Source organism: Herbaspirillum sp. 1173, assembly GCF_031455335.1.
Classification (GTDB): Bacteria; Pseudomonadota; Gammaproteobacteria; order Burkholderiales; family Burkholderiaceae_D; genus Herbaspirillum; species Herbaspirillum huttiense.
Genome location: NZ_JAVDSP010000003.1, coordinates 283,767 through 305,734 on the forward strand (window position 1 = coordinate 283,767; position 21,968 = coordinate 305,734).

General features: G+C 58.7%; 18 protein-coding genes and 1 pseudogene. 17 read left to right on the top strand and 2 right to left on the bottom strand.

All coding sequences use genetic code 11. The features are described from left to right. Positions 1-418 precede the first annotated feature (418 nt). The 17 genes and pseudogenes from folD to J2X56_RS13240 all read left to right on the top strand — a co-directional run bounded on the left by folD (position 419) and on the right by J2X56_RS13240 (position 19,083). On the top strand, positions 419-1,264 hold the full coding sequence (gene folD, locus J2X56_RS13160) for a bifunctional methylenetetrahydrofolate dehydrogenase/methenyltetrahydrofolate cyclohydrolase FolD (protein WP_034336775.1): 846 nt from the start codon (positions 419-421) through the stop codon (positions 1,262-1,264). A gap of 69 nt (positions 1,265-1,333) precedes the next feature. Continuing rightward, on the top strand, positions 1,334-3,409 hold the full coding sequence (locus J2X56_RS13165; protein ID WP_121038401.1) for a M3 family metallopeptidase: 2,076 nt from the start codon (positions 1,334-1,336) through the stop codon (positions 3,407-3,409). Between the two features lie 421 nt (positions 3,410-3,830). Further along, positions 3,831-4,823 carry a LysR family transcriptional regulator gene (locus J2X56_RS13170; protein ID WP_121038398.1) on the top strand — a complete coding sequence of 331 codons (993 nt, stop codon included), beginning with the start codon at positions 3,831-3,833 and terminating at the stop codon, positions 4,821-4,823. A 430-nt stretch (positions 4,824-5,253) separates the two neighbouring features. Then, entirely contained in the window at positions 5,254-6,774 is a 1,521-nt protein-coding gene (locus J2X56_RS13175; protein ID WP_121038395.1) for an amino acid ABC transporter permease/ATP-binding protein, read from the top strand. 27 nt (positions 6,775-6,801) lie between these two features. Then, positions 6,802-7,674 (top strand): phytanoyl-CoA dioxygenase family protein, encoded by an 873-nt coding sequence (locus tag J2X56_RS13180; protein WP_121038392.1) that lies wholly within the window; start codon positions 6,802-6,804, stop codon positions 7,672-7,674. 42 nt (positions 7,675-7,716) lie between these two features. Then, on the top strand, positions 7,717-8,547 hold the full coding sequence (locus J2X56_RS13185) for an ABC transporter substrate-binding protein (RefSeq protein WP_134134779.1): 831 nt from the start codon (positions 7,717-7,719) through the stop codon (positions 8,545-8,547). 24 nt (positions 8,548-8,571) lie between these two features. Next, positions 8,572-9,303, top strand: coding sequence for a class II aldolase and adducin N-terminal domain-containing protein (locus J2X56_RS13190; RefSeq protein WP_121038386.1), 732 nt, complete (start codon positions 8,572-8,574; stop codon positions 9,301-9,303). A gap of 119 nt (positions 9,304-9,422) precedes the next feature. Then, a complete protein-coding gene (locus tag J2X56_RS13195) occupies positions 9,423-10,742 on the top strand; it encodes an NAD(P)/FAD-dependent oxidoreductase (RefSeq protein WP_121038383.1) in 1,320 nt (439 codons plus the stop codon). A 44-nt stretch (positions 10,743-10,786) separates the two neighbouring features. Continuing rightward, entirely contained in the window at positions 10,787-11,203 is a 417-nt protein-coding gene (locus J2X56_RS13200; RefSeq protein ID WP_121038381.1) for a RidA family protein, read from the top strand. 13 nt (positions 11,204-11,216) lie between these two features. Then, complete coding sequence (locus J2X56_RS13205) at positions 11,217-11,894, top strand: DUF1028 domain-containing protein (RefSeq protein ID WP_121038378.1); 678 nt, start codon at positions 11,217-11,219, stop codon at positions 11,892-11,894. Positions 11,895-12,003: 109 nt separating this feature from the next. Next, positions 12,004-12,359: pseudogene (locus J2X56_RS13210) on the top strand (transposase); the annotation flags it as partial. Positions 12,360-12,431: 72 nt separating this feature from the next. Continuing rightward, a complete protein-coding gene (locus tag J2X56_RS13215; protein ID WP_121038374.1) occupies positions 12,432-12,851 on the top strand; it encodes a DNA polymerase III subunit chi in 420 nt (139 codons plus the stop codon). Between the two features lie 22 nt (positions 12,852-12,873). Continuing rightward, positions 12,874-13,302 carry a hypothetical protein gene (locus tag J2X56_RS13220; RefSeq protein ID WP_121038371.1) on the top strand — a complete coding sequence of 143 codons (429 nt, stop codon included), beginning with the start codon at positions 12,874-12,876 and terminating at the stop codon, positions 13,300-13,302. A 192-nt stretch (positions 13,303-13,494) separates the two neighbouring features. Further along, entirely contained in the window at positions 13,495-14,805 is a 1,311-nt protein-coding gene (locus J2X56_RS13225; protein ID WP_121038368.1) for a D-amino acid dehydrogenase, read from the top strand. 398 nt (positions 14,806-15,203) lie between these two features. Then, positions 15,204-16,103, top strand: a complete 900-nt coding sequence (gene lpxO / locus J2X56_RS13230; RefSeq protein ID WP_034337405.1) for a lipid A hydroxylase LpxO — start codon at positions 15,204-15,206, stop codon at positions 16,101-16,103. A 558-nt stretch (positions 16,104-16,661) separates the two neighbouring features. Beyond that, complete coding sequence (locus tag J2X56_RS13235; protein ID WP_199725005.1) at positions 16,662-17,729, top strand: GGDEF domain-containing protein; 1,068 nt, start codon at positions 16,662-16,664, stop codon at positions 17,727-17,729. Between the two features lie 283 nt (positions 17,730-18,012). Then, positions 18,013-19,083, top strand: coding sequence for an asparaginase (locus J2X56_RS13240; protein ID WP_134134778.1), 1,071 nt, complete (start codon positions 18,013-18,015; stop codon positions 19,081-19,083). 172 nt (positions 19,084-19,255) lie between these two features. On the opposite strand, the gene J2X56_RS13245 is transcribed toward J2X56_RS13240, so the two are convergent. Both J2X56_RS13245 and J2X56_RS13250 read right to left on the bottom strand, forming a co-directional pair. Further along, positions 19,256-19,504 carry a helix-turn-helix domain-containing protein gene (locus tag J2X56_RS13245; RefSeq protein WP_199725004.1) on the bottom strand — a complete coding sequence of 83 codons (249 nt, stop codon included), beginning with the start codon at positions 19,502-19,504 and terminating at the stop codon, positions 19,256-19,258. Positions 19,505-19,618: 114 nt separating this feature from the next. Then, complete coding sequence (locus J2X56_RS13250) at positions 19,619-21,940, bottom strand: FdhF/YdeP family oxidoreductase (protein WP_199725003.1); 2,322 nt, start codon at positions 21,938-21,940, stop codon at positions 19,619-19,621. Positions 21,941-21,968 lie beyond the last annotated feature (28 nt).

The following is a 21,968-nucleotide window of genomic DNA, read 5'->3' on the forward strand; positions in this document are numbered from 1 at the left end:
ACGGGCCGCTCCCTGCGGGTTCTGTCCAGAAAGGGCGCTGGCCGCGTTGCGCTCCTTGCGTGTGGCAACCGCCACACGACGCGTCGCGCGCCTTGCCAGCGCCCTTTCTGGACAGAACGCATCTCACGCCTATTTATGAAATGGGTTCTAGTAGCAGTTGGGGCTTCAGGATGCGGGAGCATAACCGAAATTGCAAATCCCCGTCGTGCGCCACCCCAAATGCCAATATGAAGGAAATTGATGCAAAAAATATTTGCAATCAAGCAATATGCCATCTCGCGCCGGCATTTCGTCCGGCCTGCCGCCTGGCTTTATAATCACGGGTTCCGGTGCTTTGCGCCTTGAGTTCGAGTGGTCCCGGCCTGACCGGGCGCCTTCTTCCCAGCCCTGCCCTTCACTTTCTAAAGCCTTATCTGCCATGTCTGCCCAACTGATCGACGGAAACCTGCTCTCCCAACAACTGCGCGCCGAAGTGGCCCAGCGCGCCGCCGCCCTCACCGCCCAAGGCAAGCAACCCGGCCTGGCCGTGATCCTGGTGGGCGACAGCCCCGCTTCCCAGGTCTACGTGCGCAACAAGGTCAAGGCCTGCCAGGACAACGGCCTGCACTCCGTGCTGGAAAAATATGAAGCCTCGATGACGGAAGCCGAGCTCCTGGCCCGCATCGACGCCCTCAACGCCGATCCCAAGATCAACGGCATCCTGGTGCAGCTGCCGCTGCCGGCCCATATCGACGCCCACAAGGTGATCGAAGCCATCGCCCCGGAAAAGGACGTGGACGGTTTCCACGTCAGCAACGCCGGCCTGCTCATGACCGGCCAGCCGCTGTTCCGCCCCTGCACTCCCTACGGCGTCATGAAGATGCTGGAATCGATCGACTATCCGGTGCGTGGCGCCAATGCGGTGGTGGTCGGTGCATCGAACATCGTCGGCAAGCCGCAGGCGATGTTGCTCTTGCAAGCCGGTGCCACCGTCACTATCTGTAACTCCAAGACCCGTGACCTCGGCCACCACACCCGCCAGGCCGACATCCTGGTGGTCGCCACCGGCAAGCGCAACATCGTCACCGCCGACATGGTCAAGCCTGGCGCAGTCGTCATCGACGTCGGCATGAACCGCGATGACAACGGCAAGCTGTGCGGCGACGTCGATTTCGCCAATACGAAGGAAGTCGCCGGCTGGATCACCCCGGTGCCGGGTGGCGTGGGTCCGATGACCATCACCATGTTGCTGGTCAACACCATTGAAGCCGCCGAACGCAGCTGATCGGCACGCCCTTAGCGCATTACCCTCCGGCAGCCTGGCTGCCGGATGTTTTCAGAGAAACGAGAGCCCATGACCACCACTGACATCGCCGCCAATCCCCTGCTCGATTTCTCGGGCTATGCCCAGTTCGATGCCATCCAGCCGGAGCACGTCACCCCGGCGCTGGACAAGCTGCTGGCCGACGCCAGCCGCCTGGTCACCGAACTGGAAGCACCGATGGCCGAAGTCACCTGGGACAATTTCGTCGAGCCGCTGGAGTCCGCCACCGAAAAGCTGGGCCGCGCCTGGAGCGTGGTCGGCCACCTCAATTCGGTGATGGACACCCCGGCCCTGCGCGCCACCTACAACGAGAACCAGCCGCGCCTGGTGGAATTCTGGACTGCGCTGGGCCAGAACCTGGCGCTGTTCGAGAAGTACAAGGCCCTGCAGGCCAGCCCGGCCTTCGCCTCGCTGTCGGCAGCGCGCCGCAAGGTGGTGGACAATGCCGTGCGCGACTTCCGCCTGTCGGGTGCCGAACTGGCCGACGACAAGAAGGAACGCTTCGCCGAGATCCAGGAAAAGCAGGCCATGCTGACCACCCGTTTCTCCGAAAACGTGCTGGATGCCACCAATGACTTCGCCCTCTTCGTCGAGGACGAGGCCGAATTGTCGGGGCTTCCGGCCGATGTGAAGCAAGCTGCACGGGCCGCCGCCGAGAAGGACGGCAAGCCCGGCTACAAGTTCACGCTGCACTTCCCCTCGTATTTCCCGGTGCTGCAATATGCAGATAATCGCGCGCTGCGCGAGAAGATCTACCGTGCCAACGCCACCAAGGCATCCGAACTGGGCGTCAAGCCGGAATGGGACAACAGCGGCAACATCGACCAGATCCTGCAACTGCGCAAGGAAGAAGCGCAATTGCTGGGCTACGCCAACTTTGCCGAAGTGTCGCTGGTGGCCAAGATGGCCAAGTCGCCCGGCGAAGTGATCGCCTTTCTGGAAGACCTGGGCCAGCGCGCCCGCCCCTTCGGCCAGAAGGACTACGAAGAACTGAAGACCTTCGCCCGTGAAAAGCTGGGCCTGGACGAACTGAAGGCCTGGGACAGCACCTATGCCTCCGAAAAACTGCGCGAGCAGCGCTACGCCTTCTCGGAACAGGAAGTGAAGCAATATTTCCCCGAGCCCAAGGTGGTCGGCGGCCTTTTCCAGGTGGCGCAGCAGCTCTTCGGCGTGCAGATCAAGCCCGATACCGCGCCGGTGTGGCACAAGGATGTGAAGTTTTACCGCATCGAGCGTGATGGCCAGCTGGTGGGCCAGTTCTACCTGGACCTGTATGCCCGCTCCGGCAAGCGCGGCGGCGCCTGGATGGATGACGCCCGCGCCCGCCGCCTGACTGCGCAGGGTGTGCAAACCCCGATCGCCTACCTGGTCTGCAATTTCACCGAACCCGCGGTAGTCGATGGCGTGACCAAGCCGGCCCTGTTCACGCACGATGAAGTGATCACCCTCTTCCACGAATTCGGCCATGGCCTGCATCACATGCTGACGCAGGTCGATGAAGTGGGCGTGTCCGGCATTTCCGGCGTGGAATGGGATGCGGTGGAACTGCCCTCGCAGTTCATGGAAAACTTCTGCTGGGAATGGGATGTGCTGCAGCAGCTGACTGCGCATGCCGAGACCGGCGAGCCGCTGCCGCGCGCGCTGTATGACAAGATGATCGCCGCCAAGAACTTCCAGTCCGGCCTGCAGATGCTGCGCCAAGTGGAGTTCTCGCTGTTCGACATGCTGATCCACCATGAATATGAGGTCGGTGGCCAGCAGACCGTGCAGCAGTTGCTCGACAGCGTGCGCGACCGTATCGCCGTCATCCGCCCGCCGGAGTTCAACCGCTTCCAGCATTCCTTCTCGCACATCTTCGCAGGCGGATATGCGGCGGGATACTACAGCTACAAGTGGGCTGAAGTGCTGTCGGCGGATGCGTACAGTGCGTTTGAGGAAGCCGCTGCCGGCAGCGGCAACGTGATCTCGCTGGAAACCGGTCGCCGCTTCCAGCAGGAAATCCTGGCTGTGGGTGGTTCACGTCCGGCCATTGAGTCCTTCAAGGCGTTCCGGGGGCGGGAGCCGAGCATTGATGCCTTGCTGCGGCATAGCGGCATGGCCGCCTGAGTTACCAGTTCTTCATATAGTAAAAGTAAATAAAGCCTCGGTGGAAACCGGGGCTTTGTTGTTTGTGGGACTCTCTCACCTGTATCGGCCCAGAGATGAGTGACGACGATTATCGAAAATGCGCGAGGCAGCTTTCCAGGGTCTGTTTACATTTTTTCCAGCGACGAAAGAAAGCGTCGCGCCAAGGCTTCCCGCCCCCCCCATTACATAGCGCAATCTCCGAACAAGCTCAATACGCTACCCGGGATACCCAATCGCACCAGCGTGGTGTACCCACAGTCCGATTTGGCATTGAGCATCGCTCCCCTGCCGCACCACCCTGGTGAGCACCACAACTGGACGCAGAGCCCGGCCACCCACCGGGTACAGTCCTTGCTTTGGAAAAAACTATGCAATGCCGTTTTCTGAAAGGGCTGCTCCTATGAGTCAACTAAACTCGCGCTTCACGCTGAAACAAATTAAATATTTTGTCGCCGTGGTGGAGGAGGACAGTATCGTAGAAGCGGCCAGGAAGCTGCATATTTCTCAGCCCTCCATTTCAGTCGCCATCAAGTCTCTGGAAGAGATACTGGACCAGCCCCTGTTCATACGACACCATGCGCAGGGCGTGTCCCTTACTCCAAACGGCCGCAGGGTTTATGAAAAGGCGAAGCAACTGCTGCAGCTTTCCAATGATCTGGAACAGAATTCAACGACTGAATGGAATCTGGTCTCGGGAACTATCGCGCTGGGTTGCTTTGAATCGGCCGCGCCCCTCTACTTGCCGAAACTGATTTCGGGATTCAAGAAAATCTATCCGCAAATCACCATACAGCTTCAGGATGGCGAGCAACATGAACTGATGCAAGGGCTGCACCGCGGAAGATTTGATCTGGTGTTCCTCTACGATCTGGAATTGGGCAATTCGATCAACAAGGAAGCGCTGAATGCGCCACACAAGCCTTACGCATTACTTCCTGCCGGGCATCGCCTGGCAAAGCAGGCGACAGTTACCCTGGAAGAATTGAGTCATGAGCCAATGATTCTTTTGGATGTGGTGCCGAGTCGCAACTACTTCGTTGATATTTTCAAGAATCGTGGTTTCTATCCGACCGTGGCATATAGCTCGCCATCCATCGAGATGGTGCGCTGTATGGTGGGCCAGGGCCTCGGCTTTTCCCTGCTGGTGACACGGCCCTATACGGAAAACACCTACGATGGCCAGCGCCTGGTGCAGCTCGACATCGAAGATGACATGCCCACATCGACGCTGGTGATGGCCTATCTCAAGAATAGCCAGCCCTCACCAACGACCCGGCTCTTCATGGACTATTGTCACAGCGTGGATCTGACGCCCCCTGCCGCCCCACCTGAGGAGGCAAATGCCCCTCCGGCTCAGCAAGATCGACGAGAGGCGAATTTCTTCGTAGCCTGATCACCCATCCTGCCTTCACTTCCCTCCTCCCGTCTTCCACAGATTTTCCCTGATTGAATGACGACCATCGACCAGTGAGCACCCACTGGCGGCGGATCTCCAGCAACTCACGGCGATAGTTTCAGCGCCGGATTCCGTCCTCATCAACGTCCTCTCCAACGCGTCTTTTCGCCGTTCATCCGTGGCACCAATAGCGGGAATGGCGCACTAAATTGGCGTCCCTGCCAACCAAAATGACGCACCTTCATGCGCGAAAATTCCACATCGCTGTGCACGTTCATCTGTATAGGGTGAGCCTAAGCAGCGCATAACTATTTGTTAATTGACGCACCTCAAAGCATGGAAAGATACTGGCCACCAATCGAGATCCACTAGCGTCTCGGTCATTTTTTTCTTTGATTGTCGTGGCCACTGGTCCTGAAAAAACAATATGAAATTTGACTGGAATTACATGTTCAGCCTGTTGCGCCAGCAGGACTTCTGGTTCGCGACAGTGACAGTGATCAAGCTGAGTATGGGTGCCTGGCTCATCAGCGTCGTCATCGGCTTTGTGCTGGCATTGGCCAAGCAATCTTCAAATCGTTTTCTCAGCGTACCGGCGCGCTTTTATATCTGGTTATTTCGCAGCCTGCCGCTGCTCGTGCTGCTGATCTTCATCTATAATCTGCCCCAGGCGATACCATCGAGTGGTGCCGTTCTCAACGATCCCTTTTGGGCCGGCCTGATTGGCCTGGTGTTGAGCGAGACTGCCTATATCGCCGAAATTCACCGTGGTGGTCTGCTATCGATTCCGAAGGGGCAATATGAGGCGGCAGTCGCACTCGGCCTGCGGTTCTTTGGCATCCAGTGCCGCATTGTCGTGCCGCAGGCAATCCGTGTTGCCCTGCCCTCCCTGACCAATGAATTCATTGCCATCGTCAAGCTGAGTTCGCTCGTTTCAGTGATTTCTTTGACTGAAATTCTGATGGTGGGTCAACGACTGTATTCGCAGAATTTCCTGGTCATGGAAACCATGACTGCGGTGGCCATTTACTACGTGATGATCGTCACGGTATTCGATTTCCTCCTGAAACAAGTCGAGCATCTGCTTGACGTCACCAAACGCAAGATCGCTCGCACACCCGATGCGGCATTCTTTGAGCTGGCCAGGAACAAGGTCGTGCAAGGGCTCAGACAGCAAAGCGATTTGCAAGGCCCCGCCCTGGAAGCTTCCCGATTGCATAAGGCTTACAACAATGTTGAGGTGCTGGGCGCGGTTGACCTGTCGATTGCGCCAGGACAGGTGGTCTCCGTGATCGGGCCTTCTGGCTCGGGGAAGACAACGCTCATCCGCCTGTTGATCGGATTGGAAAAACTGGATAACGGCGATATCAAGATCAACGGCCAGCCATTCATCCATCTCCTCCGGCAAGGGATTCACAAGCCAAGGCTGGTGGAGAACACTGCGCATCGCCGGCATATTGGCATGGTCTTTCAGAGCTTCAATCTGTTCCCCCATCTGACGGTACTGAACAATCTCTTGCTGGCACCCCGCTATCACGCAATTGCGCCGACCGAGGAACTAAAGGAACAGGCCTACGCGCTGCTCCTGAAGGTCGGCATGTTGGAACACGCATTCAAGTATCCGCATCAGTTATCGGGAGGCCAGCAACAACGTGTGGCCATTGCCCGGGCATTGATGATGCGCCCGCAGATCATGTTGTTCGATGAACCGACCTCGGCACTGGACCCGGAAAAAGTGAACGAGGTCCTGCAAGTCATCGAGGCCCTTTCCAAAGAAGGCATCACGATGGTGATCGTGACGCATGAAATGAATTTTGCGTTCAAGGTCTCTGATCGCATCGTCTTCATGGAAAAAGGCCGTGTGGTGTGCGATGACACGCCGGAGGTCTTCAGAAAAGGAAGCAATGCGCGGGTGGAGGCTTTCCTCAAAGATGTTTCTTTAGCTTAGCGTCTGTCATTTATCAGGGAGTCTGAAATGCTTGAGCAGTACCAGATCGATCAATATCATCAGCAAGGTTTTCTGGTGATCGAGGGCGTGTTGTCCGACACCGAAGTTGCATCGCTGAGCAACGATTTCGAGCGATGGGTGGAGGAAAGCCGGACGAAAAAACAGCCATGGGGAAAGACGCAGGATGGGCGTTCCCGCTTCGATATCGAAGACGATCACCGGGCTGATCATCCTTCTCTGCGGCGTGTCAGTTCACCCACGGAGATTTCTTCTGCCTATCGAAAGATCGCTTTCGAGTCGCGCATGGCGGCCATCGCAGCACAGTTGATCGGTGGCTCGGGTACCCGCTTCCACCACAGCAAAGTCAATTCCAAACTACCGCATACCAAGACGGTGGTGGACTGGCATCAGGATTTCCCATTCACGCCGCACAGCAACGATGACCTGGTCACGGCGTTGTTGATGGTGAGTGACGTCACGCCGGATAACGGCCCCCTGCTGGTGGTGCCCGGCAGTCACAAGGGACCGCTCTGGTCCCACTGGAAAAACAACCAGTTCACCGGCTTTGTCGACGATACCGTCGTGCAAGCGCATTGCCAGACGCCTGTTGCCTGTTATGCCCCATCGGGATCGGTGTGCTTCATGCATACCCGCCTGCTGCATGCCTCCAAGCCGAACAACACCGAACAGCCACGCACCCTGTTCATCAGCGTCTACGCTGCTGAAGATGCACTGCCATTTTGTGAAAACCCGCTCCCTAGCGAACATGCAGGCCTGCTGGTATCGGGCAACGAAAGTGGAATCGTGCGCTGCACCGAAAACCAGTTGCGTCTGCCCGAGAAACCTCGTGGTGCATCGTTCTTTGTGCAACAACAAGCCGCCAAGCACGCCATGGCCTGACCATCAAGCGCATCAACTCATCTCAACAAGGATATAACCATCATGACTCAGCGTTCCGTTTTCAAGGCTATCTTCCGTACAGTGGGCGTAGCAGCGATTGCACTGACTTCGTTGAATGCCGCCGCTTTTCAACAACCCGGAAAAATCACGGTGGGATCCGACGTCACCTTTTTTCCTTATGAATACATGGAAAACAACAAGCCCGTCGGATTCGACATCGAACTCGTCGATGGGCTTGCAAAAGTGATGGGACGCAAAGTTGAAACGATTGATACCCGCTTCCCGAATCTGATCACAGGCTTGCAAGGCAACCGCTTTGACATCATCAATTCCTCCATGTACATCACCGCTGAACGTGTCAAGGTGATCGACATGATCCCCTACCTGAAAAGCGGCGAATCGATCCTGGCGCTCAAGGGCAGCGATTATCAGCCCAAGAAGCCAGAGGATTTCTGTGGCCACAAGGTAGGCTCCATGGGGGCAACTTCATGGCTGCAGCAATTGCGCAAGCTGTCCGCTGACTATTGCGTCAAGAACGGGAAGAAGCCCATTGAGATCAGCGAATTCCAAACCGATCCCCAAACCACCCAGGCGCTGCTATCGCACGCCGTCGAAGCGCAGATTACCGACGCTGCCGTGGCACGTGGCGCAGTGGAGAAGTTGGGTGACCGCATCGTCATTTCCTCGGACACATTGATTTATCCGGTGCTCAACGGCTTCGGCGTGAAAAAAGGCAACGACGAAGTGAAGAAGGCCCTGGTTGACGCCTTGAACAAGTTCAAGACATCGCCTGAATACGCCGCCTTGCTGAAGAAATACAAGTTCGAAGCACCTGCTGAAAAAGACCTGCAAGAACTGATGCCCAAACCTTGAGTGAATTGAGCGAGGCGAACCACCATGTCGTTAAACCATGAAGAGCAGGTGCGCATCGATCTGGCTGCCACCTTTCGCATCATCGCGCATCTCGGGATGCATGAGGCGGTCGCCAACCACTTCAGTGCGGCACTGTCGGCGGATGGAAAGCAATTCCTGCTGAATCCCAAATGGATGCATTTTTCACGTATCCGTGCGAGCGATCTGCTGTTGCTGGATACAGACGACCCATCTTGCGGAGAGCGCACGGATGTCGATGCAACTGCCTGGGCAATTCATGGGCAAATTCACCAGAAGCTGCCTCAGGCGCGGGCAGTGCTGCATCTTCATCCGGTCTATACGACCAGTGTGGCCACGCTGAAAAATCCGCACATCCCTCCTGTTGATCAGAATACGGCTCGCTATTTCAACCGCGTCGCCGTTGATGATATGTACGGAGGGATGGCCGATACGGTCGAAGAAGGAGCCCGATTGGCCGGGCTGCTCCAGGACAAGACCCGTCTGTTGATGGGTAACCATGGCGTGATGGTGATTGGCAAGACCATTGGTGAAGCGTTCGACGATATATGGACGCTCGAACGCGCCTGCCAGATCCTGGTAACGGCATGGTCAACGGGGCAGCCGCTGAAGATTCTGTCCGAGGCGGTCGCAGAAAAAACAGCACGGAGCTGGGAAAAAATACCGGATTTTTCTCAGCAGCATTTTGAAGAAATGAAATATTTGATGATGAAAGACGATCCCTCGCTAGCTGATTGAGCTGGTCGTCCGGCGATGTGAAAGCTTGTTTTCTGACCGGCGCTGCACATGGCAACTGGATTGAAGTTGGGCTCAATGATGCCGCGATGGAGTGAAAAATTCTGTCCGAAAGATTAGCAATGACCAAGATAATGCATGAAATTGACACGCTCGTTGTCGGGGCTGGCCAGGCCGGTGTGGCCATGAGTGAGCATCTGGGCCGGCTTGGCGTGGCCCATGTGGTGCTTGAAAAGAACCGTATCGCCGAAGCGTGGCGCACCGGCAGATGGGACTCTCTGGTGGCCAATGGCCCCGCATGGCATGACCGTTTCCCGGGCCTTGAATTTGATCTTCCGCCGGACGCTTTCGCCAGTAAGGATCAGGTCGTAAATTACTTTGAAAAGTATGCCGACAAGATATCGGCGCCCATTCATACCGGCGTCGAAGTACAGCGCGTCATCCGCAATGCCGGCGGTCCCGGTTTCACGGTCGAGACGTCGGAAGGTACTTACCTGGCCAAGCGCGTGGTCATTGCGACCGGCCCTTTCCAAAAGCCGGTGGTGCCGTCAATCGCCCCTGCAGATCCGGCGCTGTACCAGATTCATTCCGCGCACTATTTCAATCCGGCTCAATTACCCGAAGGCAATGTGCTGGTGGTGGGTGCCGGTTCCTCCGGAGTGCAGATTGCCGAAGAGCTGCACGCTGCCGGCCGCGACGTGTATCTCTCAGTCGGACCGCATGAGCGCCCTCCTCGCTCCTATCGCAACCGCGATTTCTGCTGGTGGCTAGGGGTGCTCGGCATGTGGGATTCCGAAGCCATGCAAGCCGGTCGGGAGCATGTCACCATCACCGTGAGTGGTGCACGTGGAGGTCACACTATCGATTTCAGGCAACTCGCGCAGAGTGGCATCACCCTGGTGGGACACACGGCATCCTTTGAACACGGCAAAGTGAACTTCAATCCTGATTTGGTGGATAACCTGAACCGCGGTGACGACAGCTATTTCTCCCTGTTGGATGCGGCCGATGCCTATGTCAACCGCAATGGCCTGGACTTGCCCCCCGATCCTCAGGCTCGGCAGCGTGTGGCCGATGCGGCATGCATCACCGAACCCTTGCTTGAACTCGATTTGCAGAAGACCGGGGTGACGTCAATCATCTGGGCTACCGGCTATGCGACGGATTACCGTTGGCTGGAGGTCGACACCCTGCATCCCAATGGCAAGCCCCGGCACCAGCGAGGTGTGGGTGCAGAGCCCGGCATTTATTTTATCGGTCTGCCGTGGCTGTCCCGCCGTGGCTCGGCCTTTATCTGGGGCGTGTGGCATGACGCCAAGCATGTGGCAGACCACATTGCCATACAGCGTCAGTATGAGCAGCATCACGCCCTCAAATCTTCGCCGCAAGAAGACGGCACTGCGCAAGAATTCAGCGCTGCAAGCCATCAAGCAGTCGCCTGATCCGAGATTTTCATCAGCCCATTGATAGACAGTACCTAGCCAACATGACCACTCCTACGCATACCCGCATTCGCATGTTCAATACGCGCGAAACCTATCCCAACCAGAACCTGGATAACGATCTTTGCCAGGCAGTTCGTGCCGGCAACACCGTTTATGTCAGAGGCCAGGTCGGGACCGACTTTGAGGGCAATCTGGTGGGACTTGGCGACCCCCGTGCGCAAGCAGAGCAAGCCATGAAAAACGTCAAGCAACTGCTTGAAGAGGCTGGGAGCGATCTGTCGCATATCGTAAAGACGACGACCTACCTGACCGATCCCCGCTACCGTGAACCCGTCTATCAAGAAGTTGGCAAGTGGCTCAAGGGTGTATTCCCGATCTCGACGGGCCTGGTGGTGGTCGCCCTCGGCCAGCCGCAATGGCTGATGGAGATCGATGTCATCGCGGTCATTCCCAACTAGACGGAGCATCTTCATGACGCTTTCTATTGCCGGCCGCTGCGCCGATACCGGACAGCTGGGTATCGCCATCAGTTCATCCAGTATTGCTGTGGGTGCGCGCTGTCCATGGATACGCAGCGGTGTCGGCGCGGTCTCGTCACAAAACATCACGTTGCCCGCGTTGGGACCGCTGACGCTCGATCAGCTGGAGCAGGGCTGCCTCCCGGATGAGGCGTTGAAGCACGTGCTCGCTACCGATGCCTACAGCCCGTTCCGGCAACTGATCGCCATCGATCATCAGGGCCGCACGGCCCACTTCAGCGGTAACCGCACGCTCGGTGTGCATGCGGCCGTCGCCGGCGAGCAGTGTGTAGCGGCAGGCAACATGCTGGCGAGTCCGTCGGTGATCGAGGCAATGATAGCGGCTTTCGAGTCAGCTCCCGGTCACCTTGCGGATCGCCTGATTGCAGCAATGCAGGCGGGCCTTGATGCCGGCGGAGAGGCAGGTCCGCTGCACTCATCGGCCTTGATCGTGGCAGACGATCTGGTCTGGCCCATCGTCAACTTGCGCGTGGACTGGGCAGACGACGATCCAATCGGAAAGCTGACAACACTTTGGCAGGCCTATCACCCGCAGATGAATGACTACATCGACCGTGCCCTGGATCCGGCCAATGCGCCTGGCTATGGAGTGCCTGGAGACAATCGATAAACGCACTGGCCGCGTTGGCTACCGTACGGTCAAAACAAATGCGGCGACCAGGGTCTGCTTGCATTTGCTGAAATGTGTTTACATCGTGTTTTTGTGCGAGCGAAACGGGATGGTTAGAAGACTGCTAAATGACAATGTAGGGAAGAAGGTCGATGCAATCCCGCCGGTCGAGGAAGGCGACCGAGGACGAACAGCGCTCGACAACCGATGGTTTCTCGAAGCGGTGCTGTGGATCGCTCGCACAGGTGGCCCTTGGCGCGCTCTGCCAGTCGAGTCCGGTCGGTGGCATACCGTGTACATGCGTTTCTCGCGCTGGAGGCGCAACGGTGTCTGGCAGCGAATCGCACTTGCAATGGCTGATGAAACGGAAATCGAACACGTCCTGATCGATTCAACCATTGCCCGAGCACACCAACATCCGGCCGGCGCGTCAAAAAAAGGGGGCCGCAAGCGCTCGGACGTACCTAAATCCGGCAGACAGGGGCCTTCTTCGGCACTCCGATAGCCTGCTGCACCGCGACCCACTATACTGGCGGGATGACCCGAATCGACTTTCACAGCAACGTCCCGCAAAAGATCGCCTACGTGTGCCGTCTGGTGCGCAAGGCGCGCGCTTCCGGTGCCACCCTGGTACTGCGTACCCCCAACCGCGCCGAATTGCAGCAGCTGGACCAGGCGCTCTGGAGCTTTTCCGAGCAGGATTTCCTGCCGCACGTGATGGCCGGCGACCCGCTGGCCGCGCAGACGCCCATCATCCTGACCGCCGACGACAGCGCCGACCTGCCGCACCACCAGATCCTCATCAACCTGGGCAGCGACACCCCCGCGCATTTCGCGCGCTTCGAACGCCTCCTGGAAATCATTTCCGCCGACGACGCCGACAAGGCCGCCGGCCGCGACCGCTACCGTTTCTACAAGGAACGCGGCTATCCCCTCTCGCACCACGTGGCCGCCTGAGCCCGCCCCGCCCGCTCACGCCATGAACCACGACGACAACAGCATCCCCCTGCTCACCGAGATCATCCCGCTCGCACCGGCCGCGTCCCCCGCTCCGGATTACGCCGCCCCCATGCAGCCGGGCGCCTTCCACACCCAGCCCGCGAATACCCATTACCAAGCGCCCGCAGCGGCGGCCCCGGTGATGGCACCCCTGCCCCCGGTGACCCCGGCCGCCGAACAATACCGCCAGTGGGAACAGGAAATCCGCGAAAACGTCCTGCAAAGCCTGCTGGAACGCGTCGATACTGTGCTGCACCAACACCTGCAGGACCAGATGGCGCTGGCGCTGGACCATCTTTCCGATATCGTGATGCAGCGCGTCAGGGAAGGCCTGCGCGATGCCCTCACCGAAACGGTCGAGCGTGCCGTGGCGGAAGAGATGGCGCGCTTTACTTCTTCAAAAATGTAAATCTCGCTGAATTTTTCTTTTACTTTTGAATAAAAATATCGCAACAGCCTTTTTATTCATAAAAATTCCAGCCAGTATTGATCACATCGGCAATCACGCTTTTCTTACAATGCTTGCATTGTTCGCATTTGAATTCGCAAATGCGAACGTCCGAACAACCACAGCAAGTTCATGCAAAACCGGGAGAGTGAGATGAAAGTGATCGTATTGGGCGCAGGCATTATCGGAACCGCTTCCGCCTGGTTCCTGAAGAAGCAGGGCTACGACGTCACCGTCATCGACCGCCAGCCCGGCGCGGCGCAGGAAACCAGCTTCGCCAACGGCTGCCAGATCTCGGTCTCGCATGCTGAACCTTGGGCCAATCCGGCCGCCCCGATGAAGGTGCTCAAATGGCTGGGCAAGGAAGACGCCCCGCTGCTCTATCGCTTCCGTCCCGAATGGCTGCAGTGGAAGTGGGCCGTGGCCTTCCTGCGTGAATGCACCGCCGCCCGCACCGACGAGAACATCCGCAACATCGTCGCCCTGTGCGAATACAGCCGCCAGACCCTGCAAGCCGTGCGCGCCGAAACCGGCATCCAGTACGACCACCTGACCCGCGGCATCCTGCACTTCTACACCGAAGAAAAGGAATTCCAGGACTCGCTGCCCGCCGCCAAGCTCATGCGCGACCTGGGCTGCCCGCGCGAATCCATCGGTGCTGATGAAGTCGTGCGCATCGAACCGGCCCTGGCTTCGATCCGCAACAAGATCGTCGGCGGCGACTTCACCGCCACCGATGAATCGGGCGACGTCTTCAAGCTCACCACCGGCCTGGCCAAGAAGAGTGAAGAAGCCGGCGTCGAATTCCGCTATTCCACCAGCATCACCCGCCTGATCACCGAAGGCGCAGGCGCTGCCGCCCGCGTGACCGGCGTGGAAGTCATCAACCCGGACGGCCGCCATGAAGTCCTGAAGGCCGATACCTTCGTGGTCGCCATGGGCAGCTTCTCGCAGCAACTGGTCAAGCCACTGGGCATCGACCTGCTGCTCTACCCAGGCAAGGGCTATTCGGCCACCTACCAGATCACCAACCCGGACGCCGCCCCCACCGTCTCGCTCACCGACGACGGCTACAAGCTGGTGGTTTCGCGCCTCGGCGACCGCCTGCGCGTGGCCGGCACCTGCGAACTGAACGGCTACACCCGCGAACTCAACACCACCCGCTGCGAAGCCATCACCCGCCGCACCCGTGAACTGTTCCCGGATGGCTGCGACTACGAGAACCCGACCTACTGGACCGGCCTGCGCCCGCTGACCCCATCCAACGTCCCCTACGTGGGCAAGACCAAGTTCGCCAACCTGTACCTCAATACCGGCCACGGCACCCTGGGCTGGACCATGGGCTGCGGCTCCGGCCGGGCGATCGCCGAGATCGTCTCCGGCCACGTGCCGGAAATCGATTTCGCCTTCACCGGCCTGCCGCGCTGGAACCGCGCACGCCAGGTGGTGACCCAGGCCGCTTGAGCGTTTTAGGGCCTCTAGTTCACGCCCCCGCAAGGACCGGATTGCCCGGTCCTTTTTTTTGCCCGCTTGATCTGGGTCAGCGCATGCGTTTGTTGCAGGAAACTTCACATAGGGCAATCAGCGCCCTTACAAACTCTGACGAGCCCTTGGTGTAGAATCCTCGCTTGCTCTGCGTTGCCGGCATCCTGCCGGGCGTGCGCAGCCACCGGGATTTCAGCTCATCATCGCGCATCTTGCAGCATCACGGCGTCTTCCAGCCTGGTTTGCTGTCAGCCGTTCCGCCATTGGCGGAGCGCTGTCGTTGATCTTCCCGGCCCTGACCCCATATGGACGGATATCCGTCTCAGCCTTTTCCTTCATTTGATATGAAAAGGCCGGCAACATCAAAGGACCCTGCAATGAAGTGGGCAATTGTCTTCATCTATCTGTTTTCCATCCTGTTCATCCATTTCCGTGGACGCGTGCGCCTGCCCTTCCTGCGGCAGTTCTTCGATCACTCCTCGATCATGTCGCCGATCAACCTGTTCATGTACGCCTTTTCGCGCGTACCGGCGGTGCCCTACCCGGCCGTGAAGCAGTTCGATGACCTCGCCCTCATCGACCAGAACTGGGAAGTGATCCGCGACGAAGCCGTGGCCCTGCGCGAGATGGCCAAGATCAAGGCGGCGGAAAAGAATGACGATGCCGGCTTCAACTCCTTCTTCAAGGCTGGCTGGAAGCGTTTCTATTTGAAGTGGTACAACGCCAGCCATCCCTCGGCCGAGAAGTTCTGCCCCAAGACCGTGGAAATCCTCAAGCGCATCCCGTCGGTGAAGGCCGCCATGTTTGCCGAACTGGCTCCGGGCGGCACGCTCAATCCGCACCGCGATCCCTTCGCCGGTTCGCTGCGCTACCACCTGGGCCTGGTCACGCCCAACGACGACCGCTGCTTCATCGAAGTCGACGGCCAGCGTTACAGCTGGCGCGATGGCCAGAGCGTGGTGTTCGATGAGACCTTCATCCACTGGGCACAGAACGGCTCCGAGACGAACCGTATCATCCTCTTCTGCGATGTCGAGCGTCCGCTGCGCTATCGTTGGGCAGAAGCCATCAATGGCTTCCTCGGCCGCACCATGATGACCGCCGCTGCCTCGCCCAATGAGACCGGCGACCAGACCGGGCGCGTCAACAAGCTGTTCCGCTTCGTCTGGCTGGCCGGGCAGTATCGCCGCCGCTTCAAGAACTGGAACAAGACCGTCTACAAGATCACCAAATTCGCTCTGATCATCGCCGTGGCGCTGCTGATCATTTATGCCTGAAGCAGCAAACCGGGCTCCTGCAATCGGAAATCCGGAACACTATTACGAATGATATAAACAAATATCGCCGGCTCTTGACCGGCGATTTTTTGTAAGTAAACCCCAAAAACCGCTCATCGATTTTCGGCAGCTGAGAAGCTGACGACGTGCCTGCCTGAAAATGACGCATCGCCGCAATTCCGCCATGCGCGTGGGCTTCAGCCTGATACTGCGGGATTGGCTGGCAAGAACGCACGCAATACTCACCAAGCCCCACGTAAGTGAAAGTCACGCGAGATCTAAAGTTTCCACGCGGCAATCAAAGCACAAATTTTCTGCAGTGACATGCAGAAACTGCTTCATTCCCATGCTTGCCGCCTGTAAAATCCTTGTGCTTCCGTGCTAGCTTGATGGCGTGAATCTTGCACCGGGATCGTCTTCATTCCGCTGCGACATGCCTTGCTCCTGACTACGCTCCTGCCGATGGCCGGACTGGCTTCATGGCATGTCAGCCAGCCCGCTGTCGAAGACGCCGGGCAAGCACAGCCGAGTACCGACCATACATAGAACAATGGGCTCATGCAGGACATCGACGACGAGATGAAAAAACCGCTGCTCAAGCATCTGGTAGAAATCACGGCCCACCGGGAGCACTCCCGCCTGGCCATCTCCGTCATCTCCGCGCTGTATCAGCTCACTGAGGTCGAGACCATCCGCATGCTCGACATCTTCACGCTGCGCGATGAATACTTCGTACAGGAAAAGATGGTCATCCGCGATGGCACGGTCCACACCATCGCCGAACTGACCAGCGACGATCCCAAGGAACCGCTGTCGGCCTATCCGGCCATGCTGGCCTGTATCCGCAATCATCTCAACGAGTTCGACGAAACCACGCCCGAGGGCGAACACGTACTGTGGCTGCCGGTCTGGCTGCATGGGAAGATGAATTCCTGCCTGGAGATCCGCAGCCAGCAGCCCTTTGCAGCGACCATGCTGGATGTGATCCGCGGCATCTTCCACGTCTATTGCAATTACCAGAGCCTGCTGGATTACAGCGAACGCGACGCGCTCACCGGCCTGTTCAACCGCAAGACCTTCGACGAGCAATTCACCCGCTACGCCTTCGCCATCGCGCCGCACGAAGCCCATTCCGTGGACCGCGACGAACGCCGGCACGACAGCAATGACGAACCCAAGGGCCACTGGCTGGGGGTGGTCGACATCGATCACTTCAAGCAGGTCAATGACCGCTACGGCCACCTGTATGGCGATGAAGTGCTGATCCTGGTGGCCAACATCCTGCGCGCTTCGTTCCGGGCGCATGACCGCATCTTCCGTTTTGGCGGCGAGGAATTCGTGATCCTGCTGCGCTCGACCACGCTCACCGATGCGCGCAAGATCTTCGACCGCTTCCGCCAGAACGTGCAGGAATATGATTTCCCGCAGGTCGGCAAGGTCACGGTGAGCCTGGGCTTCGTCAACATCGCGCGCGAAACGCCGGTGGTGATCCTGGGCCATGCCGACCAGGCGCTGTATCACGCCAAGAAGAGTGGCCGCAACCGCATCTGCTACTACCAGGAACTGGTGAATTCGGGCGTGCTGCGCTCGGGCATCACGACCAACGATACGGTGGAATTCTTCTGACGGACCGACGGGCGTTCCTGTATCAGGGGCCGCGCGAGCGGTCTTTTTTTTCGTTCGCATTTTCCATGTACTGTCCTGCAAGTCGCATGGGTATTGGGCGGGCTCATGCATGCCGTGCATTCGTTCATGTTTTAAAAGCATGAGACAGCGGCGCGGCGCTTTCGTATGATCGCCAACGTTCGACGCCCCGTGCGCGAATTCATCCGCGCGATCCGCCGCACACACTCAGAAAAATTGGGCGATCGCCCGCGGCCTCATCGTGTCAACCAGGAGACTTATAACAATGCAGCAGGCACACTTCAACAAAATCGGTTCGGTCATGATCCTCTCGCTGGCCTGCGCCTTTGCGGCGCACGCCCAGGACAAGAAGCCCAACGTGGTCGTCATCGGCACCGGCGGCACCATCGCCGGCGCGGGCGCCTCCAGCGTCAATACCGCCGCCTATCAATCGGCCGTGGTCCCGGTCGACAAGATCATCGCCGCCGTCCCCGAAATTTCCAAGATCGCCAACGTGCGCGGCGAACAGATCTTCCAGATCGGCAGCGAGAGTTTCAATGACGAGCGTCTGATCAAGCTGGGCAAGCGCGTTTCGGAACTGCTGAAGCAGAGTGATGTGGACGGCATCGTCATCACCCACGGCACCGACACCATCGAAGAGACGGCCTATTTCCTGAACCTGGTATTGAAGAGCGAGAAGCCGGTGGTGGTGGTCGGCTCCATGCGGCCCGGTACCGCGCTGGGCGCGGATGGTGCGCTGAACCTGTATGACGCGGTGCTGGTGGCCGGCAGCAAGGAAGCCGCTGGCAAGGGCACGCTGGTGGTGATGAACGACGAGATCCATTCCGGCCGCGACGTCACCAAGAGCAATACCTTCAAGGTCGAGACCTTCCGCTCGCCCTATGGCCCGCTGGGCTATGTGGTGGAAAACAAGCTGAGCTTCTATCGCCTGCCTGCGCGTCCGCACACCACGCAGACCGAGTTCGACATCGACAAGATCAGCAGCCTGCCGCGCGTGGACATCGTCTACAACTACGGCAACGTCAGCCGCACGGCGTATGACGCCTTCGTGGCGGCAGGTGCCAAGGCCATCATCCATGACGGCACCGGCAACGGCAGCGTGGCCGAACAGATCGTGCCGGTGCTGCAGGAAGTGCGCAGCAAGGGTGTGCAGGTGATCCGCGCCTCGCGCACCGGCAGCGGCGTGGTGATCCGCAACGGCGAGCAGCCTGATGACAAGTACGACTGGGTGGTGACCGATGACCAGAATGCCCAGAAGGCGCGCATCCTGGCCGAGCTGGCCCTGACCCGCACCAATGATCCCAAGGAATTGCAGAAGATCATGTGGAAGTATTGATCGGAGAAATTTTCGACGGCTGATTCACGATAATTTATAAACAATATAAATTTTTTATCAGCCAATAGCTGAACAGCAGTACGCAAAGTGTTTTTGTGTTGTAACCCTGAGGTTTCCTCAGTTCCCTCTTGGCCCCGCTTTGGCGGGGCCTTTTTTCTTGTGGTGGGTTGCGTCAGAAATCGAGCTGTTCGACACTCAGGCCAAGCGCCGCGGCAATTCTTTCGAGGGACATTGGACGCAAGCGTTTGCTGCTTTCCTGCTGCGCATAGGCAGACTGCGAGATACCGATGCGGGCAGCGACTTCTTGCTGGGTCAGATTCAGATGTTCGCGCCAGCTGCGGATGGCGGTCCATTGATGATGGATCATCAAAGCGACGACCTCATTGGGTACGTAAGTGAGATCGCGTGATGGCTGATGCATGACAGTCTCCTGAAGAATGCAGGAGCTTGCCAATCTCATGACAACAGCGCAAGTCGACTCATTCTGTTTCTATCAATTTCCGCGATAGTTCGACGAACGCGCACGCACAACAAATCACGACAACACCGGCTCCCCAATCTCCGGAATCAAGCGAATCGGAATCGACTTCGCCGCCGGTACCTTGCTGCCGCGTGCATGGTGGAACAGCGGGATGAGCCGGTTGAGTTCAGGGAAATAACCCATCACGCAGCCCACCGGAATATCGAAAGGCTCCACGCGCAAATGCTCGACGCGGCGCTGCACGCCGTCATCCGACACCGTCTCGGCCGTGACGAAATCCCCTGCGCCCAATCCCTGCTGCTGCAAATCGCGCAGATTCATCAGCAGCACGCGACGCGTGCCCCACACGCCACGGAAGCGGTCATCCAGCGAATAGACGGTCGTATTGAATTGACTGTCACCGCGCGTGGTCATGAGCCGCAACACGCCGGGGGCATCGCCAGGCATGTCGGGATCAGGATCAAAGCCGTCTGGAGTCTTGAAGTTGGCCTTGCCGTTGGGAGTCTTCCATTGCCGTTCGCGCGCCGCCAGCGGGCGCGCGAAACCGCCTGGCGTCCACATGCGTGCATTGAAGTCGCGGAAGATGTCAGGATAGGTGGCCTCGATGGCATCGCGAATCAGGGCGTAGTCGCCGACCCACGCATCCCAGTCCACCTGTGGATTGACCGGCAGCAGTCGCTTGGCCAGTTCGGCCAGGATGGCCGGTTCCGACAGCAGATGCGGCGAGGCCGGTTTGACCCGCCCGCGCGAGCCATGCATGCAACCGGTGCTGTCTTCCACGGACACGGCCTGCTCGCCGCCGCGTTGCTGGTCGATCTCGATGCGGCCGAGGCAGGGCAGCATGTAGGACGTCTTGCCATGGATGACGCAGGAACGGTTGAAGTGCGTCACCACCTGCACCGTCAGCGGCAGCTTGCGCCAGGCGGGTTCCATCACCCCATGATCGGGAATGGCCCGCACGAAATTCCCGCCCAGCATGAAGAAGGCGGACAGTTCGCCATCACGAATCTTTTCGCAGGCTTCCACCGTGTTGAGGCCCTTTTCCATCGGTGGCTCGAAATGATAGAGCGCGCGCAGCTTGTCATTGGGCACCATCTCCGGTTTTTCGGTGATGCCGACGGTGCGCTGGCCCTGCACGTTGGAATGGCCGCGGATGGGGCAGATGCCCGCGCCCGGCTTGCCGATATTGCCGCGCATGAGCAGCAGATTGGTCAGCATGTGGATGGCACGCACCGCCTCACGATGCTGGGTAATGCCCATGCCATACATGAGCATGGCACTGTCCGCAGCGGCATAGGTATCGGCTGCCAGCTCCAGCTCTGCGCGCGAGACGCCGGCGTGGCGTTCGATCTCGGCCCACTCGGCGGCACGTGCAGCGGCGGCGAACTCGTCGAAGCCGCTGGTGTGCTCATCGATGAAGGCCTGGTCCAGCAGGCGTGGCAAGCCTTGCGTGCGGGCGCGTTCGTCACGTTCCAGGATGCGCTTGGCCATGCCGATGGCGGCCGCCGTGTCGCCGCCGATCCTGATCTGCAGATATTGCGAACTGATGTCGGTGTGCGCCGGGGTGATCATCTCCTTGGGTGATTGCGGGTTGACGAAGCGTTCCAGTCCGCGCTCGCGCAAGGGGTTGAAGGTGATCACCGGTACGCCGCGCTTGCGCGCCTCTTCCAGCTGATGCAGCATGCGCGGCGCATTGGTGCCGGTGTTGTGGCCGAAGAAGAGGATGCACCCTGTCTGCTCGAAATCGTCCAGCCTGACCGTGCCCACGGGCACGCCGATGGTCTGCGGCAGTGCCACGGAGGTGGACTCGTGGCACATGTTGGAACTGTCGGGCAAGTTGTTGGTGCCGTACATGCGTGCGATCAGCTGATACATGTACGAGGTCTCGAGCGAGGCCCGGCCCGACGCGTAGAACACCACCTTCTTCGGATCCATGGCACGCAGTTGCGCCGCGATGTCATCGAAGGCTTCGTTCCACGAGACCGGCAGGTAGCGGTCGCTGGCGGCATCGTATTTCATGGGCTCGGTGATGCGGCCGGTGGATTCCAGTTCGAGATCGTTCCAGCTCTCCATCTCGGTGACAGTATGCTGGGCGAAGAATTCGGGGGTGGCGCGCTTGCCGGTAATCTCCCAGGCGGTGGCCTTGGCACCGTTCTCGCAGAATTCAAACAGATGCGGATCAGCCGGCTTGGCCCAGGAACAGCTGACGCAAGCAAAGCCGTCCGGCTTGTTCTGCTTCATGAGGATGCGCGTGCCGGTGGCGATGACGTGCTCCTGCTGCAGGATGGCACCCAGCGCCTTGACCGAGCCCCAGCCGCCGGCGGCATTGTTGTATTCGTCGAACGTCGCTTCTTCGGGGATATCCTTGGTTTTCATGTCGCTTCTCCGAGCGTGATGCATTCGT